The following is a 16,227-nucleotide window of genomic DNA, read 5'->3' as shown; positions in this document are numbered from 1 at the left end:
GAACCATTAAAGTATCGAAGTTGTGAATTCTTTCTTCCATATCTTTCCTCCTCATTTGTTTAAAATTACAGCCTTTAGGTTAGCGCCCCTTCGCCCCGCTCCCCACCCCACAGTGTTTCTAGAATATTTTATAATTCAATCGTTATTTACATTATAACACGACAAAAAAGATAATAATTTACAAAATTTTGAATTGTTTTATTTTGATAATATTGCCTTGAAAAAAAAGGAACTTCAAACAATTTAACGATTTGTAAGGTGAAAGTTAGTTAAAATCAACCATAAAATGAGCTGGATTATGTGATAAAATATATTTTGAAGAAAAGGCTGGAAAAGATTCCTACCTCATTCGATTATATCAAAATCAGAACGACAAAATATTAGAGAAGTTGAGTAAGCTAACTTTAAAACTTAAAATTCAAAGGAGGATGAAAGTATGAATGTTTCCATAAAAATTAGCGATAGTATTTACTATGTTGGGGTAAACGACAGAGACACGAAGCTTTTTGAAGGTTTATGGCCCCTTGAAAGAGGGGTTAGTTATAATTCTTATTTAATCTTAGATGAAAAAACAGCTTTAATCGATACGGTTAAAGAATGGAAGGTGACTGAGTTTTTTGATAAAATCAGGCATCTTTTAAACGGTAAACCTCTTGATTATTTAATCATCAATCATATGGAGCCTGATCATTCTGGAGCTATTCCAGAACTTCTGCAAGAATTTCCTAATTTAAAAATTGTAGGTAATAGAACCACTTTTCAATTTATAGAAAACCTTTATAAGGTTAAAGATAATTTTCACGAGATAAAAGATGGTGAATCTTTGAATTTAGGAAAGCATAATTTGAAGTTTTATCTGACTCCGATGGTTCATTGGCCAGAAACGATGGTGACCTATGATGAAACAGATAAAATTCTGTTCTCTGGTGATGCCTTTGGTGGCTTTGGGACCTTAGATGGAGGAATATTTGACGATGAAGTAAAGATAGATTTCTTTGAAGATGAAATCAGAAGATATTTTTCTAATATCGTCGGAAAGTTCTCTCCTATGGTACAAAGGGCGTTAAATAAATTAAATGAAGCTAATATAGATATAAAAATAATCGCTTCTACACATGGACCAATTTGGAGAAAAAATCCAGACAGAATTTACTCTTTGTATGATAAGTGGAGTAAATACGAAACCGAAGAAGGTGTTGTAATAGCTTACGGTTCGATGTATGGTAATACAGAAGAAATGGCAGATTATGTTGCAAGAAAATTGGCTGAAGAAGGCATTAAAAAGATCAAAATAATGAATGTATCAAAAACGCATATTTCTTATATAATTAACGAGATTTGGAGATACAAGGGGCTAATACTTGGAAGCTCAACGTATAACCAAGGTCTTTTTCCTTATATGGAATCGTTAGTTCAATGGTTGGCTCATACCAATATAAAAAATCATGTTTTAGGTATCTTTGGTACATATGGTTGGAGCGGAGGCGGAGTATCTACTATAGTCAAGTATAATGAGCAAATGAAATGGCCGCTTGTTGCTGAACCCGTTGAAGCAAGGTTATCCGCAAAAGAGGAAGATTTTAAGAAATTAAGTGAATTGGCAAAAGCGATGGCAAAAGAGATAAAATTGGCTTGACTTTCAAAAAGAAATATGATAGTATAGGTTAAATTAATAAGTTTTGATTCCTTATCGAGAGAGGCGGAGGGACTGGCCCGAAGAAGCCCGGCAACCTGCATAATTTAACAAAATTATGCAATGGTGCCAAATCCTGCAGAGTAATTCTGGGAGATAAGGAGAGGATAAAAATCATAAAATATAAACCTCTTCCATTCTACCGGAAGAGGTTTTTCATATAAAGTTCTAATTAGAGAGTTTTTTCAAGAATAAGATTATGATTTTAAAAGGGTTACGGGGTGACAGGGCACTAAAACATATATTACGAGGGAGGGATTTAGTATGAAAAGAAGTAAGAGTGTAGTAAAGGTTTTGGTTTCTTTATTTATTTTTTTAACATTGTTTTTCGTGGAAGGGTATGCTTTGTTTGGTCTTGGTGGTAATACCTTCAAAGTTGGAGCTACTCCAGTTCCCCATGCCGAGATCTTAGAGTTCGTAAAAGATGATTTCAAAGAAAAAACGGGTGTCGAACTGGAGATAGTGATTTTTACAGATTATGTTCAACCTAATTTGGCTTTGGAAGATGGTTCTATAGATGCGAATTATTTTCAACATGAGCCATATTTAGAAACTTTTAAAAGGGAACGCAAGTTGCCAGACTTGGTATCTGCTGCTAAGATCCATGTTGAACCTATGGGGTTTTATTTGAAAAAAGATTTAAATGACTTTGAAAAAGGCGATTTAATCATAGTTCCTAACGATGTTACCAACGAAGGTAGATCTTTGTTGCTTCTTCAAGAATATGGAGTGATTAAGCTTAGGGAGAGAGAGGATCCTTTAGTGGCAACTATCAAGGATATTGTTGAAAATCCATACGGTTTGGTATTCAAAGAGCTTGAAGCACCGTATTTGCCTAGGACTTATAAGGAAGATAAAAATGTTGTCGGGGCTATAATTAACACAAATTATGCTATAGAAGCTGGGTTGAATCCATTGGAAGATGCGGTATTCTTTGAAGGGGCTCAATCTCCATATGCCAACGTAATAGCTGTAAAAGAAAGCCGTGTCGACGATGAACTAGTAAAAGCTTTGGTTGAAGTTTTAACAACCGATAAGGTTAGAAAATTTATTTTAGAAAATTATAATGGTGCGGTAGTACCTGTATTTTGAACTTTCATAAAATAATACAAAAGGAGAAACGTAGTTGTTAACAATAAAAAATCTTAATCTCATATATGATGACAAAAATCATGTCTTAAAAAACGTAAATTTTACAGTTGAAGATGGAGAAATTCTGGGGATTATAGGGTTATCTGGAGCGGGTAAAACGTCTCTTTTGAGAACGATGAACCTGCTCCAACCTCCTACTTCCGGGGAAATTTTCTTGGATAAAGTAGATCTAACAAAATTAAATAATAACCAATTGAGAAACGTGAGAAAAAAGATTAGTATAGTATTCCAACATTTCAACTTGTTGAGTTCTAGAACGGTATATGAAAATGTGTCTCTTCCCCTTGAAATTGAAAAGGTACCTAAAAAAGAAATAGAAGTTCGTGTTAATAAGTTATTGGAAGAGGTCAACCTTCTTCATAAAAAGGATTCTTATCCTTCACAGTTATCGGGAGGAGAGAAGCAAAGAACAGCTATAGCAAGGGCATTGATAAATAATCCTGATATTATTTTGTTTGATGAACCCACATCATCTTTAGATCCAAGCACAACACAGAGAATTTTAGATCTTATATTGGAAATCAATAAGAGTATGAAAAAGTCAATTTTGATTGTTACTCATGAGATGGATGTGATTAAAAAGATTTGTGATAAAGTTGTTTATTTAAAAAATGGAACCGTTGATTTTTTTGGTAAAGTTCACGAGTTTTTTATTGAAAAAGAAAATGAACTGAATAAAGAATTTTATCAAGAAATAAACATAGATTGGAAAAGGGTAAAAGAGGTGGTTAAGGGAGAAAACGATAGGTTGATAAAGATAGTTTTTTGGGGAGAAAAAACACACGAACCTATCTTACATAATATTACCAAAAAATATGACATCACATTGAATATACTTTACGGTAAGATAGAACATTTGAAAGACAATCCGTATGGGACTTTAATAGTTGAGGTTATTTCTACGCAGAAGGAAATGGAAAAGTTTTTAGAAGAACTCTCTGCAAATGTTTACAAAGTTGAGGTGTTGAAATAAATGATCCAAGATCTATTTATTGCTACTCTTGAAACGTTATACATGACTTTTGTTTCTGGTTTTATAGCCATTTTGTTAGGTATTCCTTTGGGTATAGCACTCTACATGTTGTCTAAGAGTGATAAGAAAGCTGCAAAATCTTGGTATACCGTTTTAGATTGGATTGTCAATATATTTAGATCAATACCCTTTATCATCCTTATTATTTTGATAATCCCTTTAACTAGATTATTAACAGGAACAATAATTGGTTCAACCGCAGCGATTGTGCCATTGTCTATAGCAGCGATTCCTTTTATGGCGAGATTGGCTGAAACTTCTTTTAACAATCTTTCACAAGGATTATTAGACACATCTGTATCTATGGGTATGACCAACAGACAGTTTATCTTGAAAGTATTACTACCCGAAACTGCCCCAGAGATGGTTTCAAATATTACTTTGTTGATTATAAACTTAATAACCTATACGGCCATAGCAGGAGCTGTGGGAGCCGGAGGTCTTGGTGCAATGGCGATAAATTACGGATATCAAAGGTTTAGAATGGATGTGCTTCTATACGACGTGGCAATATTAATCTTCTTAACTCAGATAATTCAATTTGTTGGGTCAAGATTGTCGAACTCTTTAAGAAAGTGAAAAGCCAGGAGATTCCTGGCTTTTAATGTGGTGACCGAAGATTATTCTATCAAACCTAACCCTTCTAAATAATCTCTTGCAACGACTTCTGGTTCAACACCCTCAACATCTACTCTGTAGTTCAGCCTTATTAAAATGTCTTGGTTTAGGTAAAGTGTAAGAGGTCTCAAAATTTCTTCAATTTCAGGGTATTCATCTAGGACGTCTTTTCTAACTGCAAAGGAGATATGGTAATAAGGCCAGAAGTTTCGGTCGTCTTCTAGTACATGTAGGTTGTATCTTAAAATTTTTGGATCGGTAGCAAAAACCATAGCGATATCTATCTTATTATTTGCAATTGCTTCGTAGGTTAATCCATCTTGCATAGTTGACACTTGGGAATCAGGAATATCTAAACCATAGTGGTCAGCAAAGGCAAAGAAGCCATCAGGTCTTTCATAGAATTCATAACCAACTCCTACTACAAAATCTTTTGGATGTTCGTTCCAGTAAGCAACTAAATCAGAGAGGGTTTCGAAACCATATTTTTCGTAATCTTCTTGACGGATAGCAAGGGCATAAGTATTGTTAGCGTTTATTCTATCAAGCCAAACAATACCATTTTTGGCATCTAATTCTCTGACTTTTTCTAAAAGTTCGTCTGGATCAGTGATTAATTCTTCTTGTTCTAGGTAAGTTACCCAAGCGGTTCCAGTGTAGTCTGGATATAAATCGATCTGTCCTGTTGTCAAAGCTTGTCTAGCGACGAGAGAACTAAGGCCGAACCTTTCAACAACGTTAAAGCCGTTCTCTTCAAGTAGCAGTGCAGCCAAATTTCCAAGGACATACTGTTCTGTGAAGTTTTTTGCACCTACGGTTAAAGTTGCACCAAATAGCGCAGTTAAAGAAAACGCTACAACTAACATAAGTACTGCCAATTTTTTCAATGTTAACACCTCCATTTAAAATTTTTTCACTATTCCTTTTGTAACTTAATACCTTCCGAAGTCATTCTGTTTTGTATTATTGCAAGAACGAAATCAATTAAAACGGCCATTATGGATACCGGAATAGCTCCAGCTAATATCATCTCGAATTTAAAAGTCCCTAGACCTATAAAAATTAACTCTCCCAATCCTCCAGCTCCTATAGCAGATGCGATTGTAGCTGTTCCTAAATTTATTATGGCTGCATTTCTTATTCCTGAAAAAATAGTTGGCATCGCGTTTGGAATTTCTACTTTCCACAAGATTTCCCTGTTAGTCATTCCCATGCCTCTTGCTGCTTCAATCATGCCTTTATCGATGCCGAAAAGCCCAGATGCAGTGTTAAAAGTTATAGGCACTATACTATATAGAAATAAAGCGAAAATCGCAGGGGCAGGACCTATTCCCATGAATAAAAAAACGAGGGCAATAACAGCAATGCTTGGTACGGCTTGGGCTATTCCTGTAATAGAAAGGGCTATTCTTCCACTTTTCTCTCTTCCTGGGCGGGTAACATAGATTCCTATTGCCATTCCCACAATGATAGCAATTGCCCACGAACTTGCGAACAAATAAAGATGTTCCATAGCCTTTATTCCTATATAGCCAAGATTTTCAGCAACGTATGTAAAAAATTCCATATTATCCTCCTCATACCTCTTCTTTATTTGACATTTGTTCAAATATAGCTTTTAAGTTGATCACCCCTATTACCTTTTGCTTATCTGTAACCACCGGGATATTTGTACTTGAAGAACTTAGTATTTTGTTTAATGCTTCATAAAGGCTTGATTTTTCCGTAACGTGATCTTTTTTCAAAGAACTTTTCAATTTAGATGAATCATTAATTCTATTCACTCTTTTAGTTTCTATAAACCCTTTATAGTTGTTATTTTTATCAACAAAAATGGTGATAGGATAATTACTCTGTACTGTATTTTTAATCTTTGAAAGATCCTCATCAATTTTAAAGACTTGAATGTCTTTATACAATCCTTCGCTAACCTTAACAAATTCCAAAGCTTTGAATTGGCTATCTTCCCCCAATATGTCCTTAACAAAATCGTTTTTCGGGTTTTGAACAATATTTTGTGTATCATCGTACTGTACTAATTCACCGTCTTTGAAGATCGCAATTTTATCACCCAATTTAATAGCTTCCCTTATGTCATGTGTGACAAATATAATAGTCTTTTTGATCTTTTCTTGAATTTCAAGAAATGCATCTTGTAATGTTTCTCTATTTATAGGATCAATCGCACCAAATGGTTCATCCATGAGCAATATGTCAGGATCAGCTGCAAGTCCCCTTGCTACTCCCACTCTCTGTCTTTGACCTCCAGATAGTTGTGCTGGAAACTTATAAGCGTTAACGTCTGGATCAAGGTTTACTAAATCTAATAGATCGTATACCCGCTTTTTTATTTTTTCTTCAGTCCATTTCAAAAGCCTTGGAACCACAGCAATGTTATCGAATACAGTCATATGAGGGAATAATCCAATTTCTTGTATTACGTAACCTATACTTCTTCTTAATTGTATGGGATTTATATCGTCAATCGATTTTCCATCGAAGAGGATATCGCCGGATGTTCTTTCAATCAAACGATTGATCATCTTTAAGGTAGTTGTTTTTCCACATCCAGACGGACCTATTAGAATAGTTAATTTATTGTCTTCAAATTCGATATTTAAATTATTAACGGCGGTAAAATCACCATACTTTTTTGTGAGATCAACTAATTTTATTGCCATTTTAATGTTCCTCCTATGATTTTTATCTTATTCTTTAATTTTAAGACCCTTTGGAGTAATTAAATCCTCAAATTTTAGTAAAAGATAATTAGCTAAAACACCCAAAATTGAGACCAATATTACCCCCGTTATTACCATTGGATACCGTGACCTGCTTAACCCAGCAAAAATAAAGTATCCTAATCCTCCTGAAGCAACAAAATATCCTAAAGTAGCAACGCCGACTCCCATTACTACAGCATTTCTTACCCCAGACATTATAGTAGGGATCGATAAAGGTAAACGGATTTTGAATAATATTTGAGATTCGGTCATTCCCATTCCTTTAGCAGCCTCTATCATTTGTGGGTCAAGAGCTTGAATAGCTGTTAATGTATTTCTTATAATTGGAAGTAAAGAGTATATAATCAAAGCAATCACGGCAGGTGTAACCCCTAAGCCAGCTCCAAAAGGAGACAAAATTACAACCATAATCCCAAAAAGGGCCAAACTTGGGATAGTCATCAGAATACTGGCAATGTAGATAACTATGTTTGCGGCTTTAGGATGCCTTGATATAAAAATTCCTGTAGGTACTCCTATACCTATAGAAAAAGGTAAAGATAAACCTATGATTTTCAAATGATTTAGAAACTCTCTAATTATGATACTTGAACTACTAGAAATATATTCGAAGAATTCCACTGTTTCACTCCCTTCTTCTCATTGTAAATTATTTTGTTCATCATTGCGATAAATATTATAACACATTTTTAATCTTTTTAGAATATAAGTAAGTTACAATTAAGTAAAAATATAAAATTAAAAATCTTTTAAGATATTTTATAATATAATTAGTTTGCTAATAGTATGTTTTCAAAAATCTTGTGGGGGGACGTTTAAAAATTTTTGAATTCTAGAAATTCTCTTTAAAATAGGTTTTAGAATTTCTAAAAGCTGTATAATAAAATATAGTGAGATTGGAGGTGAAAACTTTGAATGAAAATGAGAAGAAATGGGAAGCTATAGATAAGAAAGCTTTATTAGACTTGGTATATGAGATTAAAAAAAGAAGGTTACAAATGGGAATTACACAAAAAGATTTAGCTGAGAGGATGGGGACAACGCAGGCGATAATTTCTAAATTTGAAAAAGGGAACTACAATCCAACATATTTGTTTTTGCAAAGATTGGCAGAGGTATTGGAGGGGAATATCAAATTGTATTTTGAATTTAAAGATAATAAAGAGATAAACACAGATGAGTTTTCTACAAATGATAATTTTGAAAAAATCTTTCACATAAAATTATAAAAAGCCGTTATATATAAAGTTTTAGAATTTCTAAAGACAATAATTGATAAACTGTGGGAGGAGTTTTATGAAAAATGATGAAAAAAAAATAAACCTATTGAAAGACATAATTCTAAAGAATATATTTTTGGAAAGTGAATTTTTGGAGAGAACAAGCAAAGAAGTAGTTGAAAAAATTACTGAAATAGCGATCGAAAGAGGATATGTATATGAACAAAAAAATAGAGACTTAAACTTAATTGTTACTTACAGAATTTTTTTAGAAGGAGAAAAAAAGAGGATAGCTTACTACGTTCTAACCTTCAGAGAAATTTTCGAAACGGATATGGATTTCGAAAGTTTTTCAAAAAACAAAAGGGCCAAAAAGTATTTCCTTAAAAATTTTGTTGATGATGTTCTTTGGCCCTATATTAGAATATATTTGAACGAAATTTTAATGAAGTCGGCATTGCCAAATGTTGTACTACCGTTAAGTACGGGTAATCAACAAATTGATCTTCAAGATAACAAACATTAATTATTAAGCTTTTTTTGAATTTCGAGAACTATTGCTTCAGCGGATGCTAAATTAGTAGCAAGTGGAATATTGTGTACATCGCAAATCCGTAAAACAGCGGATACATCAGGTTCATGGGGTTGGGCAGTCAATGGATCCCTTAAAAAGATCACAAAATCTATTTTCCCACTGACAGCTAGAGCGCCTATTTGTAAGTCTCCTCCCAATGGTCCAGATTCAAAAGTTTGTATCTCTAACCCCACTTTTTCTTTTAAAATCTTTCCAGTGGTTTTTGTAGCATAAAGTTTGCAATTTTTAAATACATCCTTCCATTCTTTGGCAAAGAGCGCAAGGTCTAACTTCTTTTTATCGTGAGCTATTAACGCTACATTGACCATGATTTTCCTCCTCAAACGTAAAAAATAAGCTTCTAAAAATTCGTTTTACTAAGCGTATTCAACAGTTTCACCGTGTTTTCAACATCGCTATAGGATAACATCTCGTGAGGTGAATGTATGTATCTAGTAGGAATAGAAATAGTACCACTAGGAATTCCAGATTTAGTTCTTTGATAGCCCGCGGCATTTGTTCCTCCGAAGGTTAATACCTCGAACTGATAGGGTATGTTGTTTGCCAAAGCAGCATTTTTTATCCATTCTACAACTTCTCTGTCACTTACAGAAAGATTGTCTTTTATTTTAATACAAGGTCCTTTTCCCAAAGCCATGCTCATTCTTTTAAGAGCCTTAGGAGTATCCAAGGAATCCGTGACATCTATAGCTATTGCTCTGTCGACTTCGTAATCATAAGCCGAAACAAAAGATCCGACTAAACCTACTTCTTCTTGGACAGTAAAAGCAAATAAAACTGTGTGTTGATTATCTTTCATATTTTTGATAGTTTCTATTAAAATAGCGCATCCAATCCTGTCATCCATGGCTTTTGACATACAATAATTACCATAATCGACAAAACCTTCGGCAAAGGTTCCAAAAGTGCCAATAGGAGCAATTTTTTCCGCTTCTTCTTTTGAAGATACGCCTATGTCAACAAATATATTGTCTAAAGATAAGTTTTTATAATTATCTTTTAATTCTTTTTCACTTTCTCCCTCAACTCCAACAACCCCTATTCTTCCATTAAAAATCAACCTGGAACCGATCAAATTTACAGGGTTTTGACCGCCGACTTGTTCTACTTTTAAAAAGCCTTTGTCTAAAATGTGTGTAACAACAACCCCTATTTCATCCATGTGAGCGTCAAATAATATGGTTTTTCCAGAGTTGCCTTTTTTTGTGGCGATAAGATTTCCTAACTTGTCTGTTTTAATATCATCCACATGATCTTTGATCTGTTCTTTTATAAAATCTCTCACTTGATCTTCTCTTCCACTTGGTCCATAAAGTTCCGTAATATTTTTTATTAGCTCTTTCAATTTTTTTGCCACCTCTCTTAAAATGGTGTATTAACGACTAATTGTTTTACCAATTGGTAGGTATTTTCATAATCTTGTAAATTCATTATAGATTGTGGAGAATGAATATATCGGCATGGAACGGATATTACCCCTGCTGGAATTCCATAAAGGGTCTTTGCGAGTCTGGCGGCGTTTGTTCCTCCTGCTGTTCGCATTTTGTATTGAAATTTAATACCTAATTTCTTTGCAGTATCTACAATTTTTTCGAAGATTTCTTTGTTGAGTACTAAACCGCTATGCATGAATGTTAAGACGGGCCCATTTCCGATATGGGTTGCCCATTTATCCGGGGTGTTTTCAGGGTTGTCACCAGCAGTTGTACCTTCTAATACGATAGCGAAATTTGGCTGTATTTTTGAAGCTGCAGTTCCTGTACCTCTCAACCCCGTTTCTTCCTGAGTAGCAAAATTGAAGTATGTATCGTAAAGAGGTTTCTCGTTGTTCTCAAAAAAATAGTCAATTATATCCATCATAATAGAACATCCAACCCTATCATCAAAGGCTTTGGCTACAGCATAGCTATTTTCCTCATAATAAGTAGTATCAAATGTAACCATATCGCCCAAATGGACCTTTTTAGATGCTTCCTCTTTGTTGGAAAATCCAGCGTAGACCCTTATACTTTCATACTGCTCAACTTTGTCGGTTTCTTTTTCTAAGTGAATGGGTGTAGAATTGACAACAGCAGATATTTTTTCTTCGATTTTAAATCTCTGACTTTTTACTACCCTTGGGTCAACTCCTCCAACGGGAGATATGCCAAAAGTACCGTCTTCATTTATTCTGGTGATCATAAAGCCAACTTCATCCATGTGTGCGTCAAGCATTAATTTTTTGGAAGAATCTTTACCTTTAATTAAACAAATTAGGTTTCCCATGTTGTCTTCGGTAATTTCATCGACCTTGTTGGCAACATTTGATTTGATGTACTCTCTTATTTTTTCTTCTCTTGAAGATATACCGGCAAGATTAGTTAAGTCTTTTAAATACTTCCTCATAAATTTCTACTTCCTTTCCAAGTTAAGCTGGTGTTTAAAGCAAAGAAAGATAATAATTTTGCGCTTTCTTCCACATCTTTTACATCTACAACCTCGTTGGGAGAATGCATGTTAAGGATTGGAACTGAAACAACACCTGTTTTTACTCCGGTAGAAGATATTTGAACTACATCCGCTTCGGTGCCACTGCCTCTAGTAAAAGTTTCTAATTGGTATTTGATATTGTTACTTTTTGCAGTTTTTGTTAGTTCTTCGAAAATACTTCTGGTAACGGTGGTACCTATACCTATAACTGGTCCTTCACCAAGCTTGATAGGCTCAAAGTTTTCTGGTAGTTTTTCGCCAAAAGTTACATCAACTACTATGGCAAAATCTGGCATTATGTGATGGGCGCTACCTTGTGCTCCAACTAATCCCACTTCCTCACCTTTGTTAAAAGATAAAATCAATTGTCCTTCAAATTTAAGATTTTGTAGGTACTCCAAAGACTTAATTAGTACCGCAGCACCTACTCTGTTGTCTAAAGATTTATTTGATATCTTTCCATTTTCAAGTTCAACAGCCTGGACTTGTATAACGCCCATATCGCCAACGTCGATACTATTGGTTCCCCCCGAAATTGAAAAATCAACGAAGAGCTCATCAAAGGAGGGAGATTTTTCTCTATCTTCTTTTTTTTGTAGGTGAGGGGCTAAAAATCCTATTACACCTATTTTTTCTGAATCTTTTGTTTTAAAAAGAACCCTTTTTCCTACCAAAGTTCTTGGATCGACTCCCCCAACGGGAGAAATGCGAGCGAAGTGTTCATCGATTATTTTTGATATAACTATTCCAATTTCGTCTACATGTGCGAAAAAAGCAATTTTGGGACTCTCATTTCCATAAGTTGCCACTAAATTGCCTATTCCTACTTTTTCTAATTTTATATCTGGTGAGATGTTTTTTAATTCTTTTTCAATCAAAGGAAAGGTGTAATTTTCAAAAGAAGACACCCCAAAAGTATTGGATAAATTTTTTAGTAAAGTAGAAGTATCCATCCGTGACCTCCTTTTTGGTTTTGACACAGGATAAATAGTGTTTTAAAGATTAAAAAAATTGATTTAATATCTCTTTGCTCCACTATATTTTTACAGTTCAACCGGTTCAACCAATGCTTTATTTTCTTCTATTCTTATTGAAACAGGTGACTTTGGCCATTCATAGTTGAAGAAAGGGATACCCGCGATTTCTACTAATGGTGAATTCAATTCGTAGGCTATAATGAAAGCGTTTTTTTTGTTGGTAATTCCTGCTCTTAAGGTTCCAAATACCTTTCCAAATATTATAATACTTCCACCCGCGTTCACTTCTGCGCCTTGATTTACATTTCCAAAAACTATAATGTCTCCAGGATTTTGTATTACTTGGCCTGATCTTAAATGTTTTCTATAAATTTGGGTACTCGAAAGGGTTAACTCTTTGTTTCCAACTTTCCCTTCGGGAAGCTTTCCAAAATATGCTCCAGCAACGTTCAATTCAAGACTGTTAGCAAATTTTACGATTCTATTTAATAAATTATGCTGAGAACCGTCTTCAAAATATACGTAAAAACTATCCCCAATGTTAAAAAAACTTTTCATCTTAACAAGTTCTTTTTGAAAATGTTCGAAAAGATCTTTTTGCGTGTTTCCCTTTGAAAAATAAAAGATTATGTCTCCGTCCATAATTTTTGCGTATACGGGTTCATCCATCTAAACCCCCCCTAATACAATTTTAAGTCACCATAAAAAATTTATGACCATATATATAATAACATAAAATATAAGAAATATTACATAAACAAAAATTATTTGACAAGTTGGTTGTAAAGAATTCATTGACCATAAAAGAAAAATATGATACAATCTAACAGTAAGCAATTTTTGCATTAACTTATATTATAACAAAAACGCTTAACGACAAAATTCTTTAAAGAATAATTTTGGAGGTGTATTTATGTTAGAAAGAGTATTAAATTTTATAAACTTTGGCCCAGCAGGCGCTACTGATGCTGCCAACACGGTCGAACAAGCACAAGCGGTCCCGGCAAGTGGTGGTGGACTAAGTGGAATGTTGCTTCTTTTAGTAATAATAATATTGATGTGGGTTTTGTTGTTTCTCCCACAAAGGAGACAAGAGAAAAAGCATAAGGAAATGCTTTCTGCTTTAAAAAAAGGTGATAAAATTGTAACATCATCAGGAATCATAGGGAAGATAATATCTATAACCAACGAAAGAATCAGAATTTCAACGGCAGACAAAACAGAAATCGATATAACAAAGAATGCCATTGCCGGGGTTCTTTCTAAAACTGATAAACCCGAAGCAAAGCCAGAAGAAACCGAAGCTGAAACTGAAGATGAAGATGGAAATGATAAATAGTTCTTTAACATTGATTTTGTTCAGGGGGTGAAATAGTTGAGAAATCGAAGAATACGAATATTATTTACTATAATAGTTTTTGTTTTTGCACTATTAGGATTAATTCTACCTTTATCGGGTAATGTGAATGATATAAGCATACTACGTTTTTTCCCAAATATAAATTTAGGCTTGGATATTCAAGGTGGGGTGCTATTAGAATATAGCTTTGATGTACCTGAAGGTGTCAATACTTCTGAGGTTGTAGATAATGTAATCACAGTTCTAAGGAGAAGAATGGACAATGCGGGTTACACGGAGGCGATAGTTTCCGAAGTTGTTTCCGGTGGAGAAAGCAGAGTTCGTGTTGAGATTCCAGGTATATCAGATACTCAAAGGGCTGAAGAACTTATAGGTAGTAAGGGGAAACTTTACTTTGCAGAAGTATTGGAAGTTGTGGAATCTACAACAACTCCAGAAATTACTAGAAATAGAACTATACAAATAAATGGTGAAGAAATAGAAATGTATAGTTACGTTAAGGATAGTAATAACCCTAACCTTTGGTATAGGGTAAAAAATGTTTTCGAATTTGGAGATGCTCCATTTCAGATTACCGGTTTAGATGTCACGGATTCCGTTGCTTCCCTTAATAGCCAAGGAGCAGGATTCGTAGTTAATTTAAATTTCAATAATGAAGGAAGGCAAAAATTTGAATTGGCTACCGCAAATTTAATAAACCAAAGGATTGCTATCATTTTAGATGATGAGGTTATAATTGCACCTGTTGTTAGAGAAAGGATATCGCAAGGAAGAGCTGAAATCAGCGGAATAGAAAGTATGGAAGAAGCACAAAACATCGCTGTTTTGATAAAGTCAGGGAATTTACCGGTAGATTTGGTTAAATTTCAAGAAAGAACACTTGGCCCTACTTTGGGAAGAGATATTGTGACCACAATTATAAACGCTGGAATCATTGGGCTTATAATAGTAATGATTTACATGATTATAGTTTATAGATGGATGGGAATAATTGCTGATATTGCTCTGATATATAATTCACTTTTGTTAATGGGAGTTTTAAGTTGGACAGGAGCAATATTAACTCTACCAGGTATCGCTGGAATAATCTTAACTTTCGGTACCACAGTTGATGGAAATATTATTATATACGAAAGAATAAAAGAGGAACTTAGAATAGGAAGGCCCCCTTTAACTGCAGTAAAGTTTGGATTTAATAAAGTTTTTTCAACTATTTTTGATGCCAATATAACGACTATTTTAGCTGGTTTAGTTTTATTCTTTTTAACAAGTGGAAGTATTAGAGGCTTTGCGGTCACACTCATAATAGGTGTTTTAGGTGCAATGTTCACGAACCTTGTCGTAAGTAGGTTGCTATTAGAAAGTACTTCCCACTTTTTGAAGCCTGAAAAGTATGTGAAAGGAATTGTTGTGGAAAAGGGGGGGACTAAATAATGCCAAATATAGATTTTGTTGGTAAGAGGAGTTTTTTCATTTATTTATCAATTGCTTTGATACTTTTTTCTGTAATAGTGATTTTTGTAAAAGGTTTTAATTTTGGAGTTGATTTTTCTGGTGGTAGTGAAATCATCGTATCTTTTGATAAAAGTTATACAATAGATGAATTGAGAAACGGTTTACAAACAATAAATCCAGATTATGCCACCGCTAAGATAATTCAAACTAACCCAGGTGGAGGAACTTCGGATCAATTCTTTTATATAATTACAGTAAGAGATTCCTTTCCTACCTTGGAAGAAAAACAAGCGTTTATAAATAGTTTAGAACAGTCTTTCCCTGATTCCAATCTAATTATTGAGCAATTCAACGATGTTTCAGGCTATGCAGCTAGGGAAATTCGATCGTATGCTTGGTATGCTGTAATTATTGCTTTGATAGTTTTGTTAGCGTATATAACCATTAGGTTTCAATTTTCCTACGGTGTCGGAGCGATTTTAGCTTTAGCTCATGACGTTATAATCACCTTAGGTTTTTATTCCTTATTTGGTATAGAAATGAACTTAACCGCTATAGCTGCATTTCTTACTTTAGCAGGTTATTCTTTAAACGATACCATTGTTGTTTACGATAGAATAAGGGAAAACAGGACGAAAAATCGTGGGATGGATATAGAGAGAGTTACCAATAAAAGTATTAATGAAGTTATTGTAAGATCATTAAACACTTCCTTGACTACATTCATAGTTGTTTTTATTATGCTTCTTTTGGGAGGTAGGTCAATAGCTTCATTTGCATTTGGATTAACTGTGGGAGTCATAATTGGAACTTATTCTTCGTTGTATATTGCGAGTCCAATTGTCATTGGTATGGTAAAAAGACGTAAGAAAACACAAAAAGCTTAATTAAGATAATAAAATTAAAAAGCC

Annotated in this window: 18 protein-coding genes and 1 riboswitch; of the genes, 9 read left to right on the top strand and 9 right to left on the bottom strand. The window is 34.1% G+C overall.

The window, feature by feature from the left end:
• The first annotated feature begins 436 nt into the window (after window positions 1-436).
• The 4 genes from X925_RS07295 to X925_RS07280 all read left to right on the top strand — a co-directional run bounded on the left by X925_RS07295 (window position 437) and on the right by X925_RS07280 (window position 4,457).
• On the top strand, window positions 437-1,636 hold the full coding sequence (locus X925_RS07295; RefSeq protein ID WP_121515095.1) for an FprA family A-type flavoprotein: 1,200 nt from the start codon (window positions 437-439) through the stop codon (window positions 1,634-1,636).
• 48 nt (window positions 1,637-1,684) lie between these two features.
• Window positions 1,685-1,796, top strand: a riboswitch (SAM riboswitch).
• Between the two features lie 161 nt (window positions 1,797-1,957).
• The gene (locus X925_RS07290) at window positions 1,958-2,785 is read left to right on the top strand and encodes a MetQ/NlpA family ABC transporter substrate-binding protein (protein WP_121515094.1); all 828 of its coding nucleotides are present in this window, start codon (window positions 1,958-1,960) and stop codon (window positions 2,783-2,785) included.
• Window positions 2,786-2,819: 34 nt separating this feature from the next.
• Window positions 2,820-3,818, top strand: coding sequence for a methionine ABC transporter ATP-binding protein (locus X925_RS07285; protein WP_121515093.1), 999 nt, complete (start codon window positions 2,820-2,822; stop codon window positions 3,816-3,818).
• Window positions 3,819-4,457 carry a methionine ABC transporter permease gene (locus X925_RS07280; protein ID WP_121515092.1) on the top strand — a complete coding sequence of 213 codons (639 nt, stop codon included), beginning with the start codon at window positions 3,819-3,821 and terminating at the stop codon, window positions 4,455-4,457.
• Window positions 4,458-4,498: 41 nt separating this feature from the next.
• Here the strand turns inward: X925_RS07280 and X925_RS07275 are convergent, their stop codons facing one another.
• From X925_RS07275 to X925_RS07260, 4 genes are read right to left on the bottom strand one after another with little or no spacing between them, the layout of a single operon-like run.
• On the bottom strand, window positions 4,499-5,392 hold the full coding sequence (locus tag X925_RS07275; protein WP_233187759.1) for a glycine betaine ABC transporter substrate-binding protein: 894 nt from the start codon (window positions 5,390-5,392) through the stop codon (window positions 4,499-4,501).
• Window positions 5,393-5,412: 20 nt separating this feature from the next.
• Entirely contained in the window at window positions 5,413-6,063 is a 651-nt protein-coding gene (locus X925_RS07270; RefSeq protein ID WP_121515090.1) for an ABC transporter permease, read from the bottom strand.
• Between the two features lie 10 nt (window positions 6,064-6,073).
• Complete coding sequence (locus tag X925_RS07265) at window positions 6,074-7,177, bottom strand: betaine/proline/choline family ABC transporter ATP-binding protein (protein WP_103064998.1); 1,104 nt, start codon at window positions 7,175-7,177, stop codon at window positions 6,074-6,076.
• 27 nt (window positions 7,178-7,204) lie between these two features.
• The gene (locus X925_RS07260) at window positions 7,205-7,861 is read right to left on the bottom strand and encodes an ABC transporter permease (protein WP_012208945.1); all 657 of its coding nucleotides are present in this window, start codon (window positions 7,859-7,861) and stop codon (window positions 7,205-7,207) included.
• A 290-nt stretch (window positions 7,862-8,151) separates the two neighbouring features.
• On the opposite strand from X925_RS07260, the gene X925_RS07255 reads away from it, so the two are divergent.
• Window positions 8,152-8,469 carry a helix-turn-helix domain-containing protein gene (locus X925_RS07255; protein WP_158245438.1) on the top strand — a complete coding sequence of 106 codons (318 nt, stop codon included), beginning with the start codon at window positions 8,152-8,154 and terminating at the stop codon, window positions 8,467-8,469.
• Between the two features lie 67 nt (window positions 8,470-8,536).
• A complete protein-coding gene (locus X925_RS07250; protein WP_121515087.1) occupies window positions 8,537-8,986 on the top strand; it encodes a hypothetical protein in 450 nt (149 codons plus the stop codon).
• Here the strand turns inward: X925_RS07250 and mgsA are convergent.
• The 5 genes from mgsA to minC form a co-directional block, all read right to left on the bottom strand.
• The gene (mgsA, locus tag X925_RS07245) at window positions 8,983-9,363 is read right to left on the bottom strand and encodes a methylglyoxal synthase (RefSeq protein ID WP_121515086.1); all 381 of its coding nucleotides are present in this window, start codon (window positions 9,361-9,363) and stop codon (window positions 8,983-8,985) included. The two genes, X925_RS07250 and mgsA, sit on opposite strands and share 4 nt — an antisense overlap.
• 32 nt (window positions 9,364-9,395) lie before the next feature.
• Window positions 9,396-10,400, bottom strand: a complete 1,005-nt coding sequence (locus X925_RS07240; RefSeq protein WP_121959579.1) for a M42 family metallopeptidase — start codon at window positions 10,398-10,400, stop codon at window positions 9,396-9,398.
• 17 nt (window positions 10,401-10,417) lie between these two features.
• Window positions 10,418-11,440, bottom strand: coding sequence for a M42 family metallopeptidase (locus tag X925_RS07235; protein WP_121959578.1), 1,023 nt, complete (start codon window positions 11,438-11,440; stop codon window positions 10,418-10,420).
• Entirely contained in the window at window positions 11,437-12,477 is a 1,041-nt protein-coding gene (locus X925_RS07230) for a M28 family peptidase (RefSeq protein ID WP_121959577.1), read from the bottom strand. The genes X925_RS07235 and X925_RS07230 overlap by 4 nt, the downstream gene beginning before the upstream one ends.
• A 90-nt stretch (window positions 12,478-12,567) precedes the next feature.
• Entirely contained in the window at window positions 12,568-13,170 is a 603-nt protein-coding gene (minC, locus tag X925_RS07225) for a septum site-determining protein MinC (RefSeq protein WP_121515083.1), read from the bottom strand.
• A 244-nt stretch (window positions 13,171-13,414) separates the two neighbouring features.
• On the opposite strand from minC, the gene yajC reads away from it, so the two are divergent.
• The 3 genes from yajC to secF are packed head-to-tail and all read left to right on the top strand — an operon-like array spanning window position 13,415 to window position 16,203.
• The gene (gene yajC, locus X925_RS07220) at window positions 13,415-13,840 is read left to right on the top strand and encodes a preprotein translocase subunit YajC (protein WP_103064991.1); all 426 of its coding nucleotides are present in this window, start codon (window positions 13,415-13,417) and stop codon (window positions 13,838-13,840) included.
• A 36-nt stretch (window positions 13,841-13,876) separates the two neighbouring features.
• A complete protein-coding gene (gene secD, locus X925_RS07215) occupies window positions 13,877-15,295 on the top strand; it encodes a protein translocase subunit SecD (protein WP_121959576.1) in 1,419 nt (472 codons plus the stop codon).
• On the top strand, window positions 15,295-16,203 hold the full coding sequence (secF, locus tag X925_RS07210; protein ID WP_121959575.1) for a protein translocase subunit SecF: 909 nt from the start codon (window positions 15,295-15,297) through the stop codon (window positions 16,201-16,203). Before secD ends, secF begins: the two co-directional genes overlap by 1 nt.
• The last annotated feature ends 24 nt before the right edge of the window (window positions 16,204-16,227 follow it).

This window comes from Petrotoga sp. 9T1HF07.CasAA.8.2, assembly GCF_002895585.1.
Classification (GTDB): Bacteria; Thermotogota; Thermotogae; order Petrotogales; family Petrotogaceae; genus Petrotoga; species Petrotoga mobilis.
This window is presented reverse-complemented; position numbering and strand designations above follow the sequence as displayed.

Bases quoted from the DNA above. Each gene is read 5' to 3' on its own strand.
- X925_RS07250 (WP_121515087.1), top strand. From the start codon at position 8,537: ATGAAAAATGATGAAAAAAAAATAAACCTATTGAAAGACATAATTCTA.
- X925_RS07230 (WP_121959577.1), bottom strand. From the start codon at position 12,477: ATGGATACTTCTACTTTACTAAAAAATTTATCCAATACTTTTGGGGTG.
- X925_RS07265 (WP_103064998.1), bottom strand. From the start codon at position 7,177: ATGGCAATAAAATTAGTTGATCTCACAAAAAAGTATGGTGATTTTACC.
- minC (WP_121515083.1), bottom strand. From the start codon at position 13,170: ATGGATGAACCCGTATACGCAAAAATTATGGACGGAGACATAATCTTT.
- secF (WP_121959575.1), top strand. From the start codon at position 15,295: ATGCCAAATATAGATTTTGTTGGTAAGAGGAGTTTTTTCATTTATTTA.
- mgsA (WP_121515086.1), bottom strand. From the start codon at position 9,363: ATGGTCAATGTAGCGTTAATAGCTCACGATAAAAAGAAGTTAGACCTT.
- X925_RS07270 (WP_121515090.1), bottom strand. From the start codon at position 6,063: ATGGAATTTTTTACATACGTTGCTGAAAATCTTGGCTATATAGGAATA.
- X925_RS07280 (WP_121515092.1), top strand. From the start codon at position 3,819: ATGATCCAAGATCTATTTATTGCTACTCTTGAAACGTTATACATGACT.
- yajC (WP_103064991.1), top strand. From the start codon at position 13,415: ATGTTAGAAAGAGTATTAAATTTTATAAACTTTGGCCCAGCAGGCGCT.
- X925_RS07290 (WP_121515094.1), top strand. From the start codon at position 1,958: ATGAAAAGAAGTAAGAGTGTAGTAAAGGTTTTGGTTTCTTTATTTATT.
- X925_RS07235 (WP_121959578.1), bottom strand. From the start codon at position 11,440: ATGAGGAAGTATTTAAAAGACTTAACTAATCTTGCCGGTATATCTTCA.
- X925_RS07295 (WP_121515095.1), top strand. From the start codon at position 437: ATGAATGTTTCCATAAAAATTAGCGATAGTATTTACTATGTTGGGGTA.